Annotated in this window: 16 protein-coding genes; 5 read left to right on the top strand and 11 right to left on the bottom strand. The window is 60.7% G+C overall.

What is annotated here, in order from left to right; genetic code table 11:
- Window positions 1-122 precede the first annotated feature (122 nt).
- Genes ACKUG4_RS22540 through pcaC form a run of 4 tightly spaced genes read left to right on the top strand, consistent with a single transcriptional unit; the run spans window position 123 to window position 4,036 of the window.
- A complete protein-coding gene (locus tag ACKUG4_RS22540; RefSeq protein WP_039771430.1) occupies window positions 123-1,418 on the top strand; it encodes an MFS family transporter in 1,296 nt (431 codons plus the stop codon).
- A gap of 46 nt (window positions 1,419-1,464) precedes the next feature.
- The gene (locus ACKUG4_RS22545) at window positions 1,465-2,829 is read left to right on the top strand and encodes a 3-carboxy-cis,cis-muconate cycloisomerase (RefSeq protein WP_445434863.1); all 1,365 of its coding nucleotides are present in this window, start codon (window positions 1,465-1,467) and stop codon (window positions 2,827-2,829) included.
- Between the two features lie 12 nt (window positions 2,830-2,841).
- On the top strand, window positions 2,842-3,633 hold the full coding sequence (gene pcaD, locus ACKUG4_RS22550) for a 3-oxoadipate enol-lactonase (protein ID WP_445434864.1): 792 nt from the start codon (window positions 2,842-2,844) through the stop codon (window positions 3,631-3,633).
- Window positions 3,634-3,643: 10 nt separating this feature from the next.
- Window positions 3,644-4,036, top strand: coding sequence for a 4-carboxymuconolactone decarboxylase (gene pcaC, locus ACKUG4_RS22555; RefSeq protein ID WP_011332825.1), 393 nt, complete (start codon window positions 3,644-3,646; stop codon window positions 4,034-4,036).
- 51 nt (window positions 4,037-4,087) lie between these two features.
- Here pcaC and ACKUG4_RS22560 read toward each other — a convergent pair whose 3' ends face one another.
- From ACKUG4_RS22560 to emhA, 7 genes are all read right to left on the bottom strand, one after another.
- Complete coding sequence (locus tag ACKUG4_RS22560) at window positions 4,088-4,906, bottom strand: methyltransferase domain-containing protein (RefSeq protein WP_064593985.1); 819 nt, start codon at window positions 4,904-4,906, stop codon at window positions 4,088-4,090.
- A gap of 21 nt (window positions 4,907-4,927) precedes the next feature.
- Window positions 4,928-5,284 carry a helical membrane plugin domain-containing protein gene (locus ACKUG4_RS22565; protein ID WP_085647858.1) on the bottom strand — a complete coding sequence of 119 codons (357 nt, stop codon included), beginning with the start codon at window positions 5,282-5,284 and terminating at the stop codon, window positions 4,928-4,930.
- Between the two features lie 26 nt (window positions 5,285-5,310).
- On the bottom strand, window positions 5,311-6,501 hold the full coding sequence (locus tag ACKUG4_RS22570) for an NAD(P)/FAD-dependent oxidoreductase (protein WP_445434865.1): 1,191 nt from the start codon (window positions 6,499-6,501) through the stop codon (window positions 5,311-5,313).
- 184 nt (window positions 6,502-6,685) lie between these two features.
- Window positions 6,686-7,945, bottom strand: coding sequence for an OprD family porin (locus tag ACKUG4_RS22575; RefSeq protein ID WP_085647860.1), 1,260 nt, complete (start codon window positions 7,943-7,945; stop codon window positions 6,686-6,688).
- A gap of 288 nt (window positions 7,946-8,233) precedes the next feature.
- Window positions 8,234-9,694, bottom strand: a complete 1,461-nt coding sequence (emhC, locus tag ACKUG4_RS22580) for an efflux RND transporter outer membrane subunit EmhC (protein WP_221398873.1) — start codon at window positions 9,692-9,694, stop codon at window positions 8,234-8,236.
- Window positions 9,691-12,855: an efflux RND transporter permease subunit EmhB gene (gene emhB, locus ACKUG4_RS22585; protein WP_085647861.1), complete on the bottom strand. Its 3,165-nt coding sequence runs from the start codon at window positions 12,853-12,855 to the stop codon at window positions 9,691-9,693. The genes emhC and emhB overlap by 4 nt, the downstream gene beginning before the upstream one ends.
- A gap of 3 nt (window positions 12,856-12,858) precedes the next feature.
- A complete protein-coding gene (emhA, locus tag ACKUG4_RS22590; protein ID WP_039771445.1) occupies window positions 12,859-14,016 on the bottom strand; it encodes an efflux RND transporter periplasmic adaptor subunit EmhA in 1,158 nt (385 codons plus the stop codon).
- 266 nt (window positions 14,017-14,282) lie between these two features.
- Here emhA and ACKUG4_RS22595 point away from each other — a divergent pair, with 266 nt between their 5' ends.
- Complete coding sequence (locus ACKUG4_RS22595) at window positions 14,283-14,915, top strand: TetR family transcriptional regulator (RefSeq protein ID WP_064593995.1); 633 nt, start codon at window positions 14,283-14,285, stop codon at window positions 14,913-14,915.
- Window positions 14,916-15,354: 439 nt separating this feature from the next.
- On the opposite strand, the gene ACKUG4_RS22600 is transcribed toward ACKUG4_RS22595, so the two are convergent.
- From ACKUG4_RS22600 to ACKUG4_RS22615, 4 genes are all read right to left on the bottom strand, one after another.
- A complete protein-coding gene (locus ACKUG4_RS22600) occupies window positions 15,355-16,056 on the bottom strand; it encodes a hypothetical protein (RefSeq protein ID WP_064593996.1) in 702 nt (233 codons plus the stop codon).
- A gap of 166 nt (window positions 16,057-16,222) precedes the next feature.
- Window positions 16,223-17,272 (bottom strand): alkene reductase, encoded by a 1,050-nt coding sequence (locus ACKUG4_RS22605; protein WP_445434866.1) that lies wholly within the window; start codon window positions 17,270-17,272, stop codon window positions 16,223-16,225.
- Window positions 17,273-17,304: 32 nt separating this feature from the next.
- Window positions 17,305-18,468 carry an MFS transporter gene (locus tag ACKUG4_RS22610; protein WP_011332833.1) on the bottom strand — a complete coding sequence of 388 codons (1,164 nt, stop codon included), beginning with the start codon at window positions 18,466-18,468 and terminating at the stop codon, window positions 17,305-17,307.
- Between the two features lie 33 nt (window positions 18,469-18,501).
- Window positions 18,502-18,804 carry an ArsR/SmtB family transcription factor gene (locus ACKUG4_RS22615; RefSeq protein ID WP_007957866.1) on the bottom strand — a complete coding sequence of 101 codons (303 nt, stop codon included), beginning with the start codon at window positions 18,802-18,804 and terminating at the stop codon, window positions 18,502-18,504.
- Window positions 18,805-18,897: the final 93 nt, after the last annotated feature.

Genomic DNA, 18,897 nt, shown 5'->3' on the forward strand with positions numbered 1-18,897 from the left:
GATGTACCGCCATCGCGAGCAGGCTCGCTCCCACAGGGGGGAACTGAGTTGCTGATCCAATGTGGAACGGGGCTGTTGCAAAGTGTGTCTAGACTCTCACTGTCCCTATCGAGTGAAAAACAATGACAACCCTCACCTCCCATTACACCGGTGAAGAGCGCAGCAAGCGCATCTTTGCCATTGTCGGCGCGTCGTCCGGCAACCTCGTCGAATGGTTCGACTTCTATGTCTACGCCTTCTGCGCGATCTATTTCGCCCCGGCGTTTTTCCCCTCCGACAACCCCACGGTGCAGTTGGTCAACACGGCAGGCGTCTTCGCCGCCGGGTTCCTGATGCGACCGATCGGCGGTTGGATTTTCGGCCGGGTCGCGGACAAGCACGGGCGCAAGAACTCGATGCTGATCTCGATCCTGATGATGTGCTTCGGTTCGTTGCTGATCGCCTGCCTGCCGACCTACAAGGACATCGGCGTCTGGGCGCCGCTGCTGCTGTTGTTCGCGCGTCTGCTGCAAGGCCTGTCGGTGGGCGGTGAGTACGGCACCACCGCGACCTACATGAGCGAAGTCGCGCTCAAGGGCCAGCGCGGGTTCTTCGCCTCGTTCCAGTACGTGACCCTGATCGGCGGGCAACTGCTGGCGGTGCTGCTGGTGGTGATCCTGCAACAGTTCCTCTCTGAAGAAGAATTGCGTGCCTACGGCTGGCGGATTCCGTTCGTGGTCGGTGCGGCCGCCGCGCTGATTTCGCTGTTCCTGCGCCGTTCGCTGAAAGAAACCACCAGCAAGGAAATGCGCGAGAACAAGGACGCCGGCAGCATCCGCGCACTGTTCCGCGATCACAAGGCTGCGTTCATCACCGTGCTCGGCTATACCGCCGGCGGCTCGCTGATTTTCTACACCTTCACCACGTACATGCAGAAGTACCTGGTGAACACCGCCGGCATGCACGCCAAGACCGCCAGCTACATCATGACCGGCGCGCTGTTCCTGTACATGTGCATGCAGCCGCTGTTCGGCATGCTCGCCGACAAGATCGGCCGGCGTAACTCGATGCTCTGGTTCGGTGGCCTCGGCACGTTGTTCACGGTGCCGATCCTGCTCAGCCTGAAAAGTGTCGGCAGCCCGTTCCTGGCTTTCGTGCTGATCACCGTGGCGCTGGCGATCGTCAGTTTCTACACCTCGATCAGCGGTCTGGTGAAAGCCGAGATGTTCCCGCCGGAAGTCCGCGCCCTCGGCGTCGGCCTGGCCTACGCGGTAGCGAATGCGATCTTTGGTGGTTCGGCAGAATACGTGGCCCTGAGCCTCAAGGCTGGCGGCATGGAAAACGCGTTCTACTGGTATGTCACGATCATGATGGCCGTGGCGTTCCTGTTCAGCCTGCGCCTGCCCAAAGAAGCGAAGTATTTGCACCACGATCTTTAAACCGATGCGCGCGGGCCACAACGGCCCGCGCCGGCAAGGACTGTTTATGACTCAGCGACCGGGCAATCAATTGTTCGATGCCTACTTTACTGCCCGCGATATGCGCGACGTGTTCTGCGATCAGGGCCGGGTGCAGGCGATGCTCGACTTCGAAGCGGCACTGGCCCGGGCCGAAGCGCGTGTCGGGTTGATTCCGGCGGACGCCGTCGAGTCGATCGAAAACGCCTGCCGCGCCGGACTGTTCGATTTCGCAGCGCTGGGCGAGGCGATTGCCACCGCCGGCAATTCGGCGATTCCGCTGGTCAAGGCATTGGGCAAACAGATTGCCGCGACCGATGCCGAAGCCGAGCGCTATGTACATCTGGGCGCCACCAGTCAGGACGTGATGGATTCCGGTCTGGTGCTGCAATTGCGTCAGGCGCTGGAATTGATTGAAAGGGAGCTGGCGCAACTGGCCGACGCTCTCGCCATTCAGGCGCAGCGCCACGCCGCGACGCCACTGGCCGGGCGCACCTGGCTGCAACATGCGACGCCGGTGACGCTCGGCATGAAGATCGCCGGTTGGCTCGGTGCGATCACGCGCAGCCGTCAGCGTCTGCGCGAGCTCAAGCCACGGCTGCTGGTGCTGCAATTCGGCGGCGCGTCCGGCACCCTCGCGGCACTCGGCGAACAGGCGTTGCCGATCGCCCAGGCGCTGGCTGAAGAACTGCACCTGACCCTGCCGGAACAACCGTGGCACACCCAGCGTGATCGCATCGTCGAGTTCGGCGCGGTGCTCGGTCTGATCGCCGGCAGCCTCGGCAAGTTCGGCCGCGACATCAGCCTGTTGATGCAGACTGAAGCGGCGGAAGTGTTCGAACCGTCGGCGCCGGGCAAGGGCGGCTCTTCGACCATGCCGCACAAACGCAATCCGGTGGGCGCGGCGGTGCTGATCGGCGCCGCCACCCGCGTTCCGGGGCTGGTGTCGACGCTGTTCAGCGCCATGCCCCAGGAACACGAACGCAGCCTCGGTCTGTGGCACGCCGAATGGGAAACCCTGCCGGACATCTGCTGCCTGGTGTCGGGCGCGCTGCAACAGGCGCGGCTGCTGGCCGATGGTCTGGAAGTCGATGCCGCGCGCATGGCCCGCAACCTGGAATTGACCCAAGGTCTGGTGCTGGCCGAAGCGGTGAGCATCGTGCTCGCGCAACGGGTCGGCCGCGACACCGCGCATCATCTGCTCGAGCAATGCTGCAAACGGGCGGTGGCCGAACAGCGTCATCTGCGAGCGGTCCTCGGTGACGAACCGCAGGTGATCGCCGAACTGAGCGCAACCGAACTGGATCATCTGCTCGATCCCGCCCATTACCTCGGTCAGGCGCAAGTCTGGGTCGAGCGGGCAGTGGCCGAACACAACGCATTGTCTGACTGAAAGGAGAGGGCTGTGGCTTTCGTTCAACTCGCCGATGGCGAACTGCATTACTCATTGGAAGGCCCGGTCGATGCACCGGTGCTGGTGCTGTCGAACTCGCTGGGCACCGACCTGCACATGTGGGACGTGCAGATGCCGGCCTTCACCGAACATTTTCGCGTGCTGCGTTTCGATACTCGCGGGCACGGCCAGTCGCTGGTGACGCCGGGCCCTTACAGCATCGAGCAACTGGGCCGCGACGTGCTGGCGCTGCTGGATGCGCTGCACATTGAACGCGCGCATTTTTGCGGTCTGTCGATGGGCGGCCTGATCGGCCAGTGGCTGGGGATCAACGCCGGCCAGCGGCTGAACAAACTGATCGTCTGCAACACGGCGGCGAAAATCGGCGATCCGTCGGTGTGGAACCCGCGCATCGAAACCGTGCTGCGTGACGGCCCGGCGGCGATGGTCGCGTTGCGCGATGCGTCGATTGCCCGCTGGTTTACCCCGGACTTTTCGGCAGCCAACCCGGCAGCCGCGAAGCAGATCACTGACATGCTGGCCGCGACCCATCCTGAAGGTTACGCCGCCAACTGCGCAGCGGTACGCGATGCGGATTTCCGCGAGCAGTTGGCGTCGATCACGGTGCCGCTGCTGGTGATCGCCGGTACCGAAGATGCGGTGACGCCACCGTCCGGCGGGCATTTCATTCAGGAACATGTGCGTGGCGCCGAGTACGCCGAGTTTTATGCGGCGCACCTTTCCAACGTTCAGGCCGGCGACGCGTTCAGCGACCGCGTGCTGACCTTTTTGCTGGCCGATTGAGGGGATTTCCGTGGACGAGAAACAACGTTACGACGACGGCATGCAAGTGCGCCGCGCGGTGCTCGGCGACGCCCACGTCGATCGCAGCCTGACCACGCTGACCGAGTTCAACTCGGAATTCCAGGAGATGATCACCCGTCACGCCTGGGGCGACATCTGGACCCGCCCGGGCCTGCCGCGCCACACCCGCAGCCTGATCACCATCGCCATGCTGATCGGCATGAACCGCGAGGGTGAACTCAAGTTGCACCTGCGGGCGGCGGCCAACAATGGCGTGAGCCGCGGCGAGATCAAGGAAGTGATCATGCAGAGCGCGATCTACTGCGGGATTCCGGCGGCGAATGCGACGTTCCATCTGGCCGAATCGGTGTGGGATGAGCTGGGTACCGAATCTCGCGAGTAATCGCCGAATTCGAGGGGGCGCAGCCTGTTGAAGGCTGCGATCCTTTGAACTTCATACCTTGGCAACAATGAAAGTCCGCTTGAACGCAAACAATGTATGGCCATTTTCCTCCTGCGGATAATGCGCATGCACCCGCCTCAGGTAGTGATAAATGAAGCGCGCCTGTTCCTCCGACGTCAGCCCCTGCATCACCGGCCGCAGCGCCGACACCTTCACCCAGTCATAAACCGGCGACTTGCCGTCGACCACCTGCAACTGCTCGGTTTCCCAGATATCCAGTGATTGGGTCAGCGGGGCCAGCAGCCGGTAGTAATCCTCCAGCGACAACAACGGCCGCGCGGCCATGCGCTGGCGCAATTGCGCAGTGCCGATGGGGCGGCCGCAGGGTCCGGCATCGTTGAGGGTGTCGAGCATCAGCTGATACCACAGCGCATCACGCCAGTCCGGCATATGCGCGGCGAGGCAGCCGCCGGGGTTTATGTGGCCGAGCAGACGGGGCAGCAGTTGCTCATGGTCGTCGATAAAGTGCAGCACGGCTGCGGCCAGCAGCAGGTCGGCCGATTGCTCGGGTTGCCAGTCGAGCAGGTTGCAGTGCTGCCACGACGCCTTGATCGGCAGGCTGCGGGCCTGATCGAGCATCTGTGCCGAACTGTCGATGCCCCGCAACTGCGCACGCGGCCAGCGTTCGGCCAACAGTTGCGTGGCAATGCCGGTGCCGCAACCGAGGTCATAAATGAGTTTCGGATCGTTCAGTTCGACGCGGCCGAGCAATTCAACGACCGGTTGTTGCCTGAGACGGGAAAACTGCTGGTACGCCTTGGCGTCCCAGTCGGAGCAGGGCTTGCCCGGCGTTTCGAGTTTTACGCTCATGAGGTGATCCTCTCTGGCGAGTTAAAGTTGTCTTCCGATGACGTTGAGCGCTTTCAGGACAACGGCTACTCCTTTGCGTGTATCGCTGTCGTTCAACAGTTTGAGCAGTGCAACGACGCTTGGTGGCTGGTGGTGCGCCGCGACTTCAGCCTTCGCCAGACGCAGAGCATTGGCCATCTCCCAACTGCAGGCTGCCGCCTGTTCGACCAGCAAGGACAGCTTCTCCACCATGGCTTCATCCAACAGGTCGACCAGATCCGACAGCAGGGACAGCAGGTCGACAATGTTTTCCAGCCGTCCACCGTCGATCAACGGTTGCAGTCTGGCCATCAGGGCGGTGTAGCCGGGTGTGGCCGACAGGGCTTCAGACTCTTTCATCAGCAATCACTCCTCCCTGTGCAGGGTCAAAGCATTCCACGGGCCACCGCCCAGTACAGACCGCGATTGAAGCTGTTGCGCAGCAGGCCGCCGAGTTTGGTCGGTGGCGTCGGCAGTACATCGCTCCGATAGTTGTACCAAAGCGGCATTCCGGCATTCAGGCCCATTTGCGCAACGGCCTGAACGCGACCGTCATAGGCACTGATGGGGTGCCCCAGACGGATTTCGGCGGCGATGTTGTTGGCGATCACCGGCGCCTGGTTATGGCAGGCCCCACCGGCCTTGCTCACTGGCAGGTCAACGGTGTCGCCGATCACATAGACCCCCTCCTGGCCATAGACCTGCAGCGTTTCGTGGTTGGTCGGCAGCCAGCCTTCGTTGTTTGGCGCTTGAGAAATACCGGCTTCCAGCACGGCATCCACGGCACGGATCGGCGGGGTTGCCATCAGGATGTCGAACGGTTCGTCCGCGCCTTCATGGGAGTAGGCGATATTTGCGTCGGGATCGACCTGGCTCAGAGTGAAACCGCGCCGATACTGGATGCCCGCTTTGTCGAAAATGCCCGGCAGGATCTCTCCGGTCGGGCGTTGCAGGAACAGACAGTTGCGCAACAGCTGGGCGGTAGTCGGGTAGGTGTAGATGATCTCCACGTTCTTGCGAACACCACGACGGCACAGAAAATCATGCAGCATGAGTGTCGTTTCTACCGGAGCAATACCGCATTGGTGCGGCACATTGGGAGTCTGCGGAAAAGACACGGTAATGAAAATCCGACCTTTTTCAAGCGTGCTCAGACGTTGCGCCAGTTGGCGCGCCGGTTCGTATTGATAGAAATGGTCGCCAGCCTCTTTCAAACCCTCGATGCGTTCCGGAGCGGGCACACAACCGGTGGCGATGACCAGAAAGTCGTAGGCAAAAAACTTGCCGCTATGGGTTTTGAGGTGTTGGTTGTTGAAGTCGAACCGTATGACCTTTTCAACCTGAAAGTCGATTTCAGGTCGCAACAACGAGCGTTCCGGGCGTTTGAGTTCTTCTTTGAAGAACAGGTTGAACGCCACGTACATGAACGCAGGTTTGTAGTAATGATCGGGGGATTCCGACAGGAGAGTGATCGAGACTTCGCCACGCAGGAGTTCGGGATACAGTTTGCCGACCAGTTGATTGGCCAGCATGGTTCCGCCTACGCCGCCACCGACGATCACTATTCGCTTTTTCATACCTGACCTCCATGGTCAAGGTGTGCTTCGCGTACGGCATCCGGAGATAACGGAAGGTAAATGACTCCTACTGCAGGCTGGAGAATAAAAAGTACCGCTTAAATGTAACCGGGTCTTGGTGGCTTGCCAGACTCAAATGACCAGCGGTCAAAGACGGCGCTCGCCGGGAGCGCCGTTTTCACAGTCACAGCAAACTGATCGGATAGCTGACAATCAGGCGGTTCTCGTCGAACTCGTTGTTGCTGAAGTCGCGGCGCATGGTCGAGTTGCGCCATCTGACGTTCAGGTTCTTCAGCGCGCCGCTCTGCACGGTGTAGCCCAGTTCCGATTCGCGGCCCCATTCCTTGCCGTCGGTGATGGTGCCGGTGTGCACGTTGTCGCCGCTGATGTAACGGTTCATCAGGGTCAGGCCGGGGATGCCCAGGGCAACGAAGTTGTAGTCGTGGCGGACCTGCCAGGAGCGTTCCTGCGCGTTGTCGTAGCTGGCGTTGTAGCTGTCGTTGGCCAGGGTGCCGCCGCTGGTGCCGTTGACGCGCATCCAGGCGCTGTCGCCGGTGAGTTTCTGCAGGCCGACGTAGAAGGTGTGGCCACCGTATTTTGCCGAGAACATCCCCGACCAGGTCTTGTTGTCGAGCTCGCCGGCGCGGGCGCTGCCGTCGTCCTTGCCGTAGAAGAAACCGAGGTTGGCGCCCAACGTCCAGTCGCCGAGCGGCTGGCTGTGGATCAGGTTGACGTATTGCTGGCTGTAGATGTCCTTGAGTTCGGCGTTCCACAGGCCGATCTGGGTGCGCTTGTCGTTGAACACGTATTCGCCGCCCTGAAAGTTGAAGCGATCGGAGGTGAACGCGGCTTTGCCGGTCATCGACATGTCGCTCATGCTGCTGTCGTCGCGCGGGCTGTTGGCGCGGAACTGGCCGCCGTAGAGGGTCAGGCCGTCGATTTCCTTCGAGGTGATCTGGCCACCGCGAAAGGTCTGCGGCAGCGAGCGGCCGTCGTCCGAGCGCAGGATGGGCAACACCGGCATCCACTCGCCGACCTTCACTTCGGTTTGCGACAGCTTCGCCTTGAAGGCGACGTTGGTGCGGCCGAAGTTGTCCGCCGGGCGTCCGTCATGATCCAGCGGCAACAATTGCGTGCCGCCGGTGCCTTTGCCGCCATCGAGCTTCACCGAGTACAACCCCAGCACATCCAGACCGAACCCGACGGTGCCTTGGGTGAAACCGGATTTGGCGTCGAGGATGAAGTTCTGCGTCCACTCTTCAGCCTTGCCCTGAGCCTTGGTCGGGTTGGTGAAGTTGCGGTTGATGTAGAAGTTGCGCAGGTTCAGGTTGACCTTGGCCCCGTCGATAAAACCGGTTTCTTCTGCCGCAGCGGGCATCGCGATGCCGGCCAGGGCGAGGGCGATCAGACCGGGAAGTGCGTAGGGCGCAGGGGAGGTTGTCATGGGCTCGGGTCTCTCTTGTTTTTTTGGGCAAACGGGGGCGCTGCGACCGTTTTTCAAGGCGCAGACATTCGATGGATTCAGAGGCGAAGCGGCGGCGATCAGCCGGGAGGAGCAGGGCGCGGGAGCATGGTGTCGAACCTGTTGTTATTGGTTTTGTGGCTCGAATGGTGCGGGGCGCGGGCGAGGCGATTCAATCGGCGAAAGTGGAATTTGGGCGATTATCGAACGCAAGATTTGCGGGCAACAAAAAGCCCACCAAACGGTGGGCTTCTTGTATTCAGCAGATGATCAGAACAACTTCATCTTCGGCGCTTCTTCTTTGAGCGGCTCGTTCTGCGCGGTCTGCGCATTCCAGCCACCGCCCAGGGCCTTGTACAGGTTGACCGCACTGGTCAGCTGCGCGAGGCGGTCGGTGATCAGCGATTGTTGTGCGCTGAACAGCTGACGCTGGGCATCGAGGAAGGTCAGGTTGCTGTCGACGCCAATGCGATAGCGACGCTCGGCCAGGCGGTAGTAATCCTGGTTGGCCTGAACGAAATCACGCTGGGCCTGCAACTGCTCGGTGTAGGTCTGGCGCGCGGCCAGGCCGTCGGCGACTTCCTGGAAGGCCGTTTGAATGGACTTCTCGTAGTTCGCCACGCCAATGTCCTTCTGGATCTTGGCGTAGTCGAGGCTGGCGCGCAGGCTGCCGGCGTTGAAGATCGGCAGGTTGATCTGCGGCTGGAACAGCCACGTGCCCGAGCCGCCCTTGAACAGGCCGGACAGGTCCGGGCTCAGGCTGCCCGCGTTGGCGGTCAGGCTGATGCTCGGGAAGAACGCTGCACGGGCCGCGCCGATGTTGGCGTTGGCGGCCTTCAGGTTGTACTCGGCCTGAAGGATGTCCGGACGACGTTGCAGCAGATCCGACGGCAGACCGGCCGGTACGTCGGCCAGCAGGTCATCCGACAGCGGCTTGGCCGCTTGCAGGTTGGCCGGGATGCCGGTGCCGAGCAGCAGGGTCAGGCTGTTTTCGTCCTGGGCCACCTGACGGGTGTAACGCGCCAGTTGTGCCCGGGCGTTTTCCACCGATGTACGCGACTGCGCCAGGTCCAGCGCCGAGGCCACACCGACTTCATTGCTGCGGCTGGTCAGCTTGTAGCTTTCCTCGAAGGCACCGAGGGTGTCCTGGGTCAGCTTCAGCAGTTCCTTGTCGGCCTGCCAGGTCAGGTAGGCGTTGGCCACGCTGGCCACCAGGCTGATCTGGGTGCTGCGGCGCGCTTCTTCGGTGGCGAAGTATTGTTGCAGCGCTTGTTCGCTCAGGCTGCGAACCCGACCGAACAGGTCGAGTTCGTAGGCGCTGATGCCGACGGTAGCGGAGTAGGAACTGCTGATGGCCGCTTCACCGGTCTGCGACGCACGGGCCGGAACCCGCTGACGACTGCCGCTGGCATTGGCCGACACGGCCGGGAACAGATCGGCGCGCTGGATGCGGTATTGAGCCGCGTAGGCGTCGATGTTCAGCGCCGCGACACGCAGGTCGCGGTTGTTTTCCAAGGCCACCTGGATCAGCTGCTGCAGGGCCGGGTCATGGAAAAACTGCTTCCAGCCCTGCTCGGCAGCGGCCTGCGCCGGTGCCTGGGCCGGCGAGTACGCCGGGCCCTGCGGGTATTGGCCCGCCACCGGTGCTTCCGGCTGCTGATAATCCGGTATCAGCGAGCAACCGCTCAGCACGAAGGCGGCGACTGCGATGGAGAGTAGCGACTTGCTCATTGGCCAGCCTCTTTAGGAGTTTCTATGGCGTCATCCTTGCCGGCGTTTTTGCGCTGACCCATGGACGACACAGTGACGAAGAACAGTGGAACCCAGAATATCGCCAGGATCGTCGCGGTGAGCATACCGCCAATCACGCCGGTACCGATCGCGTGTTGACTGCCCGAGCCTGCGCCGGTGGAGATAGCCAACGGTACAACACCGAGGACGAAGGCCAGCGACGTCATGATGATCGGTCGCAGACGCATGCGGCAGGCTTCAATGGCCGCATCGCGCAGACTGCGTCCCTGCTCGTGCAATTCCTTGGCGAACTCGACGATCAGAATGGCGTTTTTAGCCGCCAGACCGATAGTCGTCAACAGACCCACCTGGAAGTACACGTCGTTCGACAGACCGCGCAGGCTGGTGGCCATCAGCGCACCGATGATCCCCAGCGGTACCACGAGCATGACCGCGATCGGAATCGACCAGCTTTCATACAGCGCCGCCAGACACAGGAACACCATCAGCAGCGACAGGGCGTACAGCGCCGGAGCCTGCGAACCGGACAGACGTTCTTCGTACGACAGACCGGTCCACGAAATACCCACACCGGCCGGCAGTTTCTTGGCAATCGCCTCGACTTCGGCCATCGCTTCACCGGTGGAGTAACCCGGCGCCGGGGCACCGAGGATCTCGACCGCTTCAACGCCGTTGTAACGCGCCAGCTTCGGCGAACCGTAGATCCACTCGCCCTTGGCGAACGCGGAGAACGGAACCATGGTGCCGGCGGCGTTGCGCACGTACCACTTCTTCAGGTCTTCCGGGCTCATGCGCGAGTCTGGCCGGCCCTGCACGTACACCTTCTTCACCCGACCGCGGTCGATGAAGTCGTTGACGTAGCTACTGCCCAGCGCAATCGACAGGGTGTTGTTGATGTCGGAGATGGTGATGCCCAGGGCACTGGCCTTCTCGTCATCGATTTCCAGCTGGAACTGCGGTTCATCGTTCAGACCGTTCGGACGGACCTGCGTGAGCACCTTGCTCTGCGCGGCCATGCCGAGGAACTGGTTGCGCGCGGCCATCAGTTGTTCGTGACCGATACCGGCGCGGTCCTGCAGGAACACGTCGAAACCGGTGGCATTACCCAGCTCCAGTACGGCCGGCGGGGCGAAGGCGAACACCATCGCATCGCGGAAGCTGAAGAAGTGCTGCTGGGCGCGGGCCGCCAGTTTGAACACGCTGTTGTCGGCGTTACGTTCGCCCCACGGCTTGAGCATGATGAACGCCATACCCGAGCTTTGGCCACGGCCGGCGAAGTTGAAGCCGGTCACGGTGAACACCGAAGCTACGGCGTCGCCTTCACCGCCGTCCTTGGTCGGACGCAGCAGGAACTCACGCATTTCATCCACCACCACCTGAGTGCGCTGGGCACTGGAACCGGCGGGTGTCTGCACCTGGGCGAACAGAACGCCCTGGTCTTCTTCCGGCAGGAACGCGGTCGGGATGCGGGTGAACAGCCAGATCATGCCGACCACGATCAGCAGGTACGCCAGCAGATACGGCGCCTTGCGCGACAACATGTTGCCAACACCGCGCTCGTAGCTGTTGACGCCACGGTCGAAGTTGCGGTTGAACCAGCCGAAGAAACCCTTTTTCGGTGTGCCGTGCTCACCGTGCGGAATCGCCTTGAGCATGGTGGCGCACAGCGCCGGGGTGAAGATCAGCGCGACCAGTACCGACAGCGCCATGGCCGACACGATGGTGATCGAGAACTGCTTGTAGATCACACCGGTGGAGCCGCTGAAGAATGCCATCGGCAGCAACACCGCCGACAGCACCAGGGCGATACCGACCAGGGCGCCCTGGATCTGGCCCATGGATTTCTTGGTCGCTTCCTTCGGTGACAAGCCTTCTTCGCTCATCACCCGCTCGACGTTTTCCACCACGACAATGGCGTCGTCCACCAGCAAGCCGATGGCCAGCACCATGCCGAACATGGTCAGGGTGTTGATGCTGAAACCGGCCGCTGCGAGGATGCCGAAAGTACCGAGCAATACCACCGGCACGGTCATCGTGGTGATGACGGTGGCGCGGAAGTTCTGCAGGAACAGGAACATCACCAGGAACACCAGCGCAATCGCTTCGACCAGGGTGTGAACCACGCCTTTGATCGACTCGGTCACCACCGGGGTGGTGTCGTACGGGAACACCACTTCCATGCCTTGCGGGAAGAACGGCTTGAGGTCGTCAATCGTCTTGCGCAGTGCCTTGGCGGTGTCGAGGGCGTTGGCGCCGTTGGCCAGTTTCACCGCCAGACCGGACGCCGGGCTGCCGTTGAACTGGGCGCTGATCGCATAGTTCTCGCCACCCAGGCCGACGTCGGCGACGTCTTTGAGGCGAACCTGCGAGCCGTCCTTGTTGACCTTGAGCAGAATCTCTTTGAACTGCTCGGCGGTCTGCAGACGGGTCTTGCCGATGATCGTGGCGTTCAGCTGCTGGCCCTGCACGGCAGGCAAGCCACCGAGCTGACCGGACGACACCTGGACGTTCTGCGCCGCAATCGCGGTTTTCACGTCGACCGGGGTCAGGTTGAAGTTGTTCAACTTGGCCGGGTCGAGCCAGATGCGCATCGCGTACTGGGCACCGAAGACCTGGAAGTCACCGACACCGGCGGTCCGGGAGATCGGGTCCTGCATGTTCGACACGATGTAGTTGGACAGGTCGTCCTTGGTCATGCTGCCGTCACGCGACACCACGCCGATCACCAGCAGGAAGTTCTTCACTGCCTTGGTCACGCGGATACCCTGTTGCTGCACTTCCTGCGGCAGCAGCGGGGTGGCCAGGTTCAGCTTGTTCTGGACCTGAACCTGCGCGGTGTCGGAGTTGGTGCCTTGCTCGAAGGTCGCGGTGATGGTCATGCTGCCGTCGGAGTTACTTTCCGAGGACACATAACGCAGGTTGTCGATACCGTTGAGCTGCTGCTCGATCACTTGCACCACGGTGTCCTGAACCGTCTGTGCCGAAGCACCCGGGTAGGTCACGGAGATTGCAATGGCCGGTGGCGCAATGCTCGGGTACTGGTTGATTGGCAGTTTCAGGATCGAAAGTGCCCCGACCAGCATGATCACCAGGGCAATTACCCAGGCGAAAATCGGACGGTCGATGAAAAATTTTGACATGGATTACTCCCCTTTGCCGCCGGCGGCTTTGTCAGCTGCCTGAGCGGGGGCCGGGTTCTTTTTGCCGACGTTGGTCGCTTCGGTCGGTTTGACCTCAACACCCGGTTTGACGAATTGCAGCCCTTCGGTGATCAGACGATCTCCGGCCTTCAGGCCGTCTTCGATCAGCCACTGGCTGCCGACGGTGCGGCTGGCCTTGAGCTGACGCAGTTCGACCTTGTTGTCCGGACCGACGACCAGCGCAGTCGGGGTGCCCTTGAGGTCGCGGGTCACGCCTTGCTGCGGCGCGAGGATCGCGGCGCTGTTCACACCGGCCTGCAACTGCGCGTGGACGAACATGCCCGGCAGCAGAGTGTGATCCGGGTTCGGGAACACGGCGCGCAGGGTCACGGAACCGGTGGTCTGGTCGACCGACACTTCGGAGAATTCCAGCTTACCGTCGAGCTTGTACTGGCTGCCGTCTTCGAGGGTCAGCTTGACCGCAGCGGCGTTGTCGCCGGCCTTCTGCAGACGACCGCTTTCCAGTTCGCGACGCAATTCCAGCAACTCGACCGAGGACTGGGTAACGTCGACGTAGATCGGGTCCAGTTGCTGGATCACGGCCATCGCGTCGGTCTGGCCGCTGCTGACCAGCGCGCCTTCGGTCACCGAAGAACGGCCGATGCGACCGGAGATCGGTGCGTAGACCTTGGTGTAACGCACGTTGATCTGCGCGCTTTGCAACGACGCTTCCGATTGCAGGCGGTTGGCCACGGCGGTGTCGTATTCCTGACGGCTGACGGCCTGCTCGTCGACCAGTTGCTTGTAGCGGTCGGAGATCGACTTGGTCGAACGCAGGTTGGCTTCGGCGCTTTTCAGGGTCGCTTCATAAACCGACGGATCGATCTGATACAGCTGCTGGCCGGCTTTGACATCGCCGCCTTCCTTGAACAGACGCTTGAGAATGATGCCGTTGACCTGCGGACGAACTTCGGCGATGCGGAATGCACTGGTGCGGCCCGGCAGTTCGGAAGTCAGAGTAAAGGCTTGTGGTTGCAGGGTGACGACGCCGACCTGAGGAGGTGGTGCGGCGGGAGCCGCCTCTTCCTTTTTACATCCGCTGAGCAGCGATGCCAGGGCGACGGCAGTGACCAGAGCGGTAACAGCTGGCTTGAATTGCATGAAGATCCTCGGGTCAGGCGCGCGAAAAGCGCACAAGAAGTGTGGAAGGGTAAAAAAGGGTTATCGGGTGGATAAGTAGCTTGCTAATGAATATACTTACGTTCATGGTTGTTTGTAAACACCTTGGCGTCGTATCCATCCTGTTACAAAAGTCGTCGCAAGGTCTGAAATTGTAGGCCGGGGAGCCGATCCGCGAGAGATCGACCCTTTTTTATTCAGCGGATATTCAGCCATCCCTGAAACATCCTGTTTGAGGTTTTACTGCCATGGTCCGTCGTACCAAAGAGGAAGCTCAGGAAACGCGCAGCCAGATTCTCGAAGCGGCCGAGAAAGCCTTCTATGAGCGGGGCGTGGCGCGCACGACATTGTCGGATATCGCGACCCTGGCCGGGGTGACGCGCGGAGCCATCTACTGGCACTTCAGCAACAAGGCCGATCTGTTGCAAGCCATGCTCGATACTCTGCATGAGCCGTTGGACGAACTGGCCAAGGCCAGCGAAAGCGAGGACGAACCCGATCCACTGGGCTGCATGCGCCAATTGCTGATTCATTTGTTTCATAAAGTTGCACTGGATCCGAAGACCCGGCGTATCAACGAAATTTTGTTTCATAAGTGCGAGTTCACCGATGAAATGTGCGATCTGCGTCAGCAGCGCCGGACCGCCAGCCTCGATTGCAATGTGCGGATCGCGCTGACACTGAGTAACGCGGTCAATCGTGGGCAGTTGCCGGCGGACCTCGACACCGCCCGGGCAGCCATCAGCATTCACGCCTATATCGACGGCCTCCTTTATGGATGGCTCCTGGCGCCGGACGCCTTCGATCTGTACGCCGAGGCGGAGCGTTGGGTCGATACGGGGCTGGACATGCTGCGCTGGAGCCCCAGCCTGCGCAAATGAAACAAAATTCGTTATTGGTCCGTGGGTGTCAACCGTGATGTTGAAAATGAACGGTGCTTCACGCACGCTGCGGTGATGGGCTGCTTTTATATACGCACGTTCACTTGATTGACAGATTGCTAGCTCAGTATTTTGTAGGAATTTTGTGTCTGGAATGTGAGAGAGGGTAAGTGCTAGACAATCAATCCTGACGTGATCCCCTATTGGAGCTGCGTCAGACCTACGATAAACAAAAAGCCCCGACTCTTTCGAGTCCAGGGCTTTTTTCGTGTTTCTGTAATTGACGAATACTGTCGGGTAGTCGATGTGGCCGACCGTGGAGCATCCTTGAGTGCATACCGCTTTACGAACAAAGGAATCTTTTTACTTGAATGGTTGCGAACTATGTAATCTCAGTTCCCGACAGCCCAATAATTGGTTATACGGGCGGCGGTCGTACTTAACCTAAGTTGATCACTATGGCATAGCTATAAGGGCGAGCGGGCTGTTGCCGGGTTATATGAGATTCGCAGGTCAGTGGTTTTTTGCCAATAGAACGAACGTTATGTTCGCGTTTGGGGATTATTTTCGTGTCAAAGGCGAACGGTTCATAGGGGGCCGTTAACTTTACTGAGGTTGTGAAATGAAAGGCCTGTTTTTCACCGGAGTAAGTAAACGCATGTCCGACGGGGGTGGATCTGCGCCGTTTCGCCCCACCAGAAATCGCTGGAGGCGTGCTGCGTAGTATGAACTGCATGTATTTCCACGGGTGGATGACCAGATCCTCTCCTTGGAATCCACTGGTATCCCAGCTGCATTGGGTGAGTGAAAATTTTTCCGAGGTTCCGTTGTAGATATTGATCAGAATACTGTTATTGCCTTCGTGTTTAATCGTATTCCAGGTTTTTTCTTCGTGTTGTTGAGCTTTTTTGATAACGGTTTTGAATTCATCTTCGGGTTTTGAGTGGTTAGTGGTCTTGGTGGGTTCGTCGTCGGTGATGCTGGAAAGCACAGTACCTAAAATACCAGCGGCGACTGGATTAATTAAATAGGTTGAGCTTGATAAAATGGAGTTTAGAGTAGTGTTTTCGAATGTTTTGATTTGAGTTTCTTCATGATTGTTTTCGTCTTTTGAAGCGGTGTTGTTTGTTGTGTCATTCATGACGGTTTCTCTTTTTGTTTAGTTGGAGGGTGCGAAAATAACAGTACCAAGGTCGATGTGCATGCGAGCTATGTAATGGTTTATTTCGCAAGTAGTCGCCCCCCCTGATAAACAAAAAGCCCCGGCTCTTACGAGTCCGGGGCTTTTGAATTGCAAGGCGTAGTGATTACAACGTTGGGTAGTCGATGTAGCCGACCGGGCCCTTGCCGTAGAACAGCTCTGGCCGCGGTTCGTTCAGCGGCGCATCGGCCTTCAGACGGGCCGGCAGGTCCGGGTTGGCAATGAACGGGATGCCGAATGCCACGGCGTCAGCCTTGCCCTCGGCCAGCCAGGCGTTGGCGCTGTCCTTGGTGAAGCGCTCGTTGGCGATGTACGCGCCGCCGAAGGCTTCTTTCAGTTGTGGGCCGAGGCTGTCGGCGCCTTCTTTCTCGCGGGAGCAGATGAAGGCGATGCCACGCTTGCCCAGTTCGCGGGCGACGTAGGTGAAGGTCTCGGCCAGGTTGTCGTCGCCCATGTCATGGGAGTCGGCGCGCGGTGCCAGGTGCACACCAACACGGCCGGCGCCCCAGACTTCGATCGCGGCGTCGGTGACTTCCAGCAGCAGGCGGGCACGGTTTTCCAGGGAGCCGCCGTAGATATCGGTGCGCTGGTTGGTGCTGCTTTGCAGGAACTGGTCGAGCAGGTAGCCGTTGGCGCCGTGGATTTCCACGCCGTCGAAACCGGCGGCCTTGGCGTTTTCCGCGCCGACGCGGTAGGCGTCGACGATGTCGGCGATTTCAGCGGTTTCCAGTGCACGCGGGGTTGGATAGTCGGCCAGCGGGCGAACCAGGCTGACGTGACCTTTTGGCTGGATGGCGCTCGGGGCAACTGGCGCTTCGCCGTTCAGGTACGACGGGTGGGAGACCCGGCCGACGTGCCACAGTTGCAGGACGATCTTGCCGCCGGCCGCGTGAACGGCCTTGGTCACGTTGGTCCAGCCGCGCACCTGGTCGTTGGACCAGATGCCCGGGGTGTCCGGGTAGCCGACGCCCATCGGGGTCACCGACGTGGCTTCGCTGAGGATCAGGCCGGCCGAGGCGCGTTGTACGTAGTACTCGGCCATCAGCGCGTTGGGTACGCGGCCTTCGTCGGCGCGGCAGCGGGTCAGCGGCGCCATGATGATGCGGTTGGACAGCTCGAGGTCGCCCAGTTTGATCGGATCGAAAATTGTTGCCATGAGATACAACCCTCGTGAGGTAAGTGAGTGAATCAGTTAGCGGTGGCCAGCTCGGGATTACCGTTCTGGCGGAATGTGATCAGGGTCACCAGCAGGGCCAAGACAGCCAGCGCTGCGGCGGCGAGAGGCACGCTGGTCAGGCCGTAGCCGTGGGCGATGACGCTGCCGCCGACCCAGGCGCCGAGGGCGTTGCCGACGTTGAAGGCGCCGATGTTCAGGGTCGACACCAGGTTCGGTGCGGCCTGGCCGTAGGTCACGACGTTCACTTGCAGAGCCGGCACGGCAGCGAAACACGCGGTAGCCCAGAGGAACAGGGTGATTTCGGTGGGGATCAGCGCGATGCTGGTCCAGGTCAGGACGGTGGAAGTCACGGCCATGGCGATGAACACGCCGATCAGCGTCGCGGCCAGGCCTTTATCGGCCAGTTTGCCGCCAATGATGTTGCCGACGGTCAAGCCCAGGCCGATGAGCATCAGGGTCCAAGTCACGCCACGGGGCGAGACGCCAGTGACATCGCCCAGCAGCGGTGCGACGTAGGTGAACAACGTGAACACCGAGGCGGCGAACAGCGCGGTCATGCTCAGCGACAGCCAGATGCCGGCGCCCTTGAGCGCGGCCAGTTCGGCGCGCATGTCGAGTTTTTCTTCGTCACGCTTGGCCGGCAGGAAGCGGATCAGGCCGATCAGCGCGATCACACCGATCACGGTCACTGCCCAGAAGGTCGAGCGCCAGCCGGCTTCCTGACCGAGGGCGGTGCCCAGCGGTACACCCAGCACGTTGGCCAGGGTCAGGCCGGTGAACATCAGGGCCACGGCCGAGGCGCGTTTGTTCGGTGCCACCAGATTGGCCGCGACCACCGAACCGATGCCGAAGAACGCACCGTGGCAGAGGGCGGTGACCACTCGGGCGAACATCAGCACGTTGTAATCAGTGGCGATGGCGCAGAGCAGGTTGCCGATAATGAAGATGCCCATCAGCGTAACCAGTGCAGCCTTGCGCGGCAGTTTTGCAGTGGCCATTGCCATGAACGGCGCACCAATCGCCACGCCCAGGGCGTAACCGGTCACCAGCCAGCCGGCACCGGGGATCGACACACCGAGGTCAGCCGCCACATTGGGCAGCAGGCCCATGATGACGAACTCGGTGGTGCCGATGGCGAAGGCGCTCAAGGCGAGTATGAGTAGCGAGAGGGGCATTGTCTGGTCCTTTTGGCTGGCTGACGTTAAGGGTCAGAGCTCTTTGCTGAGGGTGCTGAGGAACGCCTGGATCACGTCCTCGTTGCGTTTGAAAAAGTGCCACTGGCCGGCCTTCTGGCTGCTGATCAGCCCGGCCCGTTGCAGGGTGGCCAGGTGGGCGGAAACGGTCGATTGCGACAGGCCGCAGCGTTGATCGATCTGCCCGGCGCAGATACCGTACTCGTGGTTGTGGATCTGTTCCGGAAACTGGGCTTTCGGGTCTTTCAGCCAGTTGAGGATGTCTCGCCGTACTGGGTGTGCCAGGGCTTTTATTATTTCGTCGAGGTCAATGTTCATGGCTGGGTGCTCGTGATGTGTGTAGCGTTATATCGCGATGAGGCGAACTTTATATCGGTACTTCGCGATACACCAATATGAATTTGATCTGAC

This window comes from Candidatus Pseudomonas auctus (assembly GCF_048654275.1).
GTDB lineage: Bacteria > Pseudomonadota > Gammaproteobacteria > Pseudomonadales > Pseudomonadaceae > Aquipseudomonas > Aquipseudomonas pharyngis.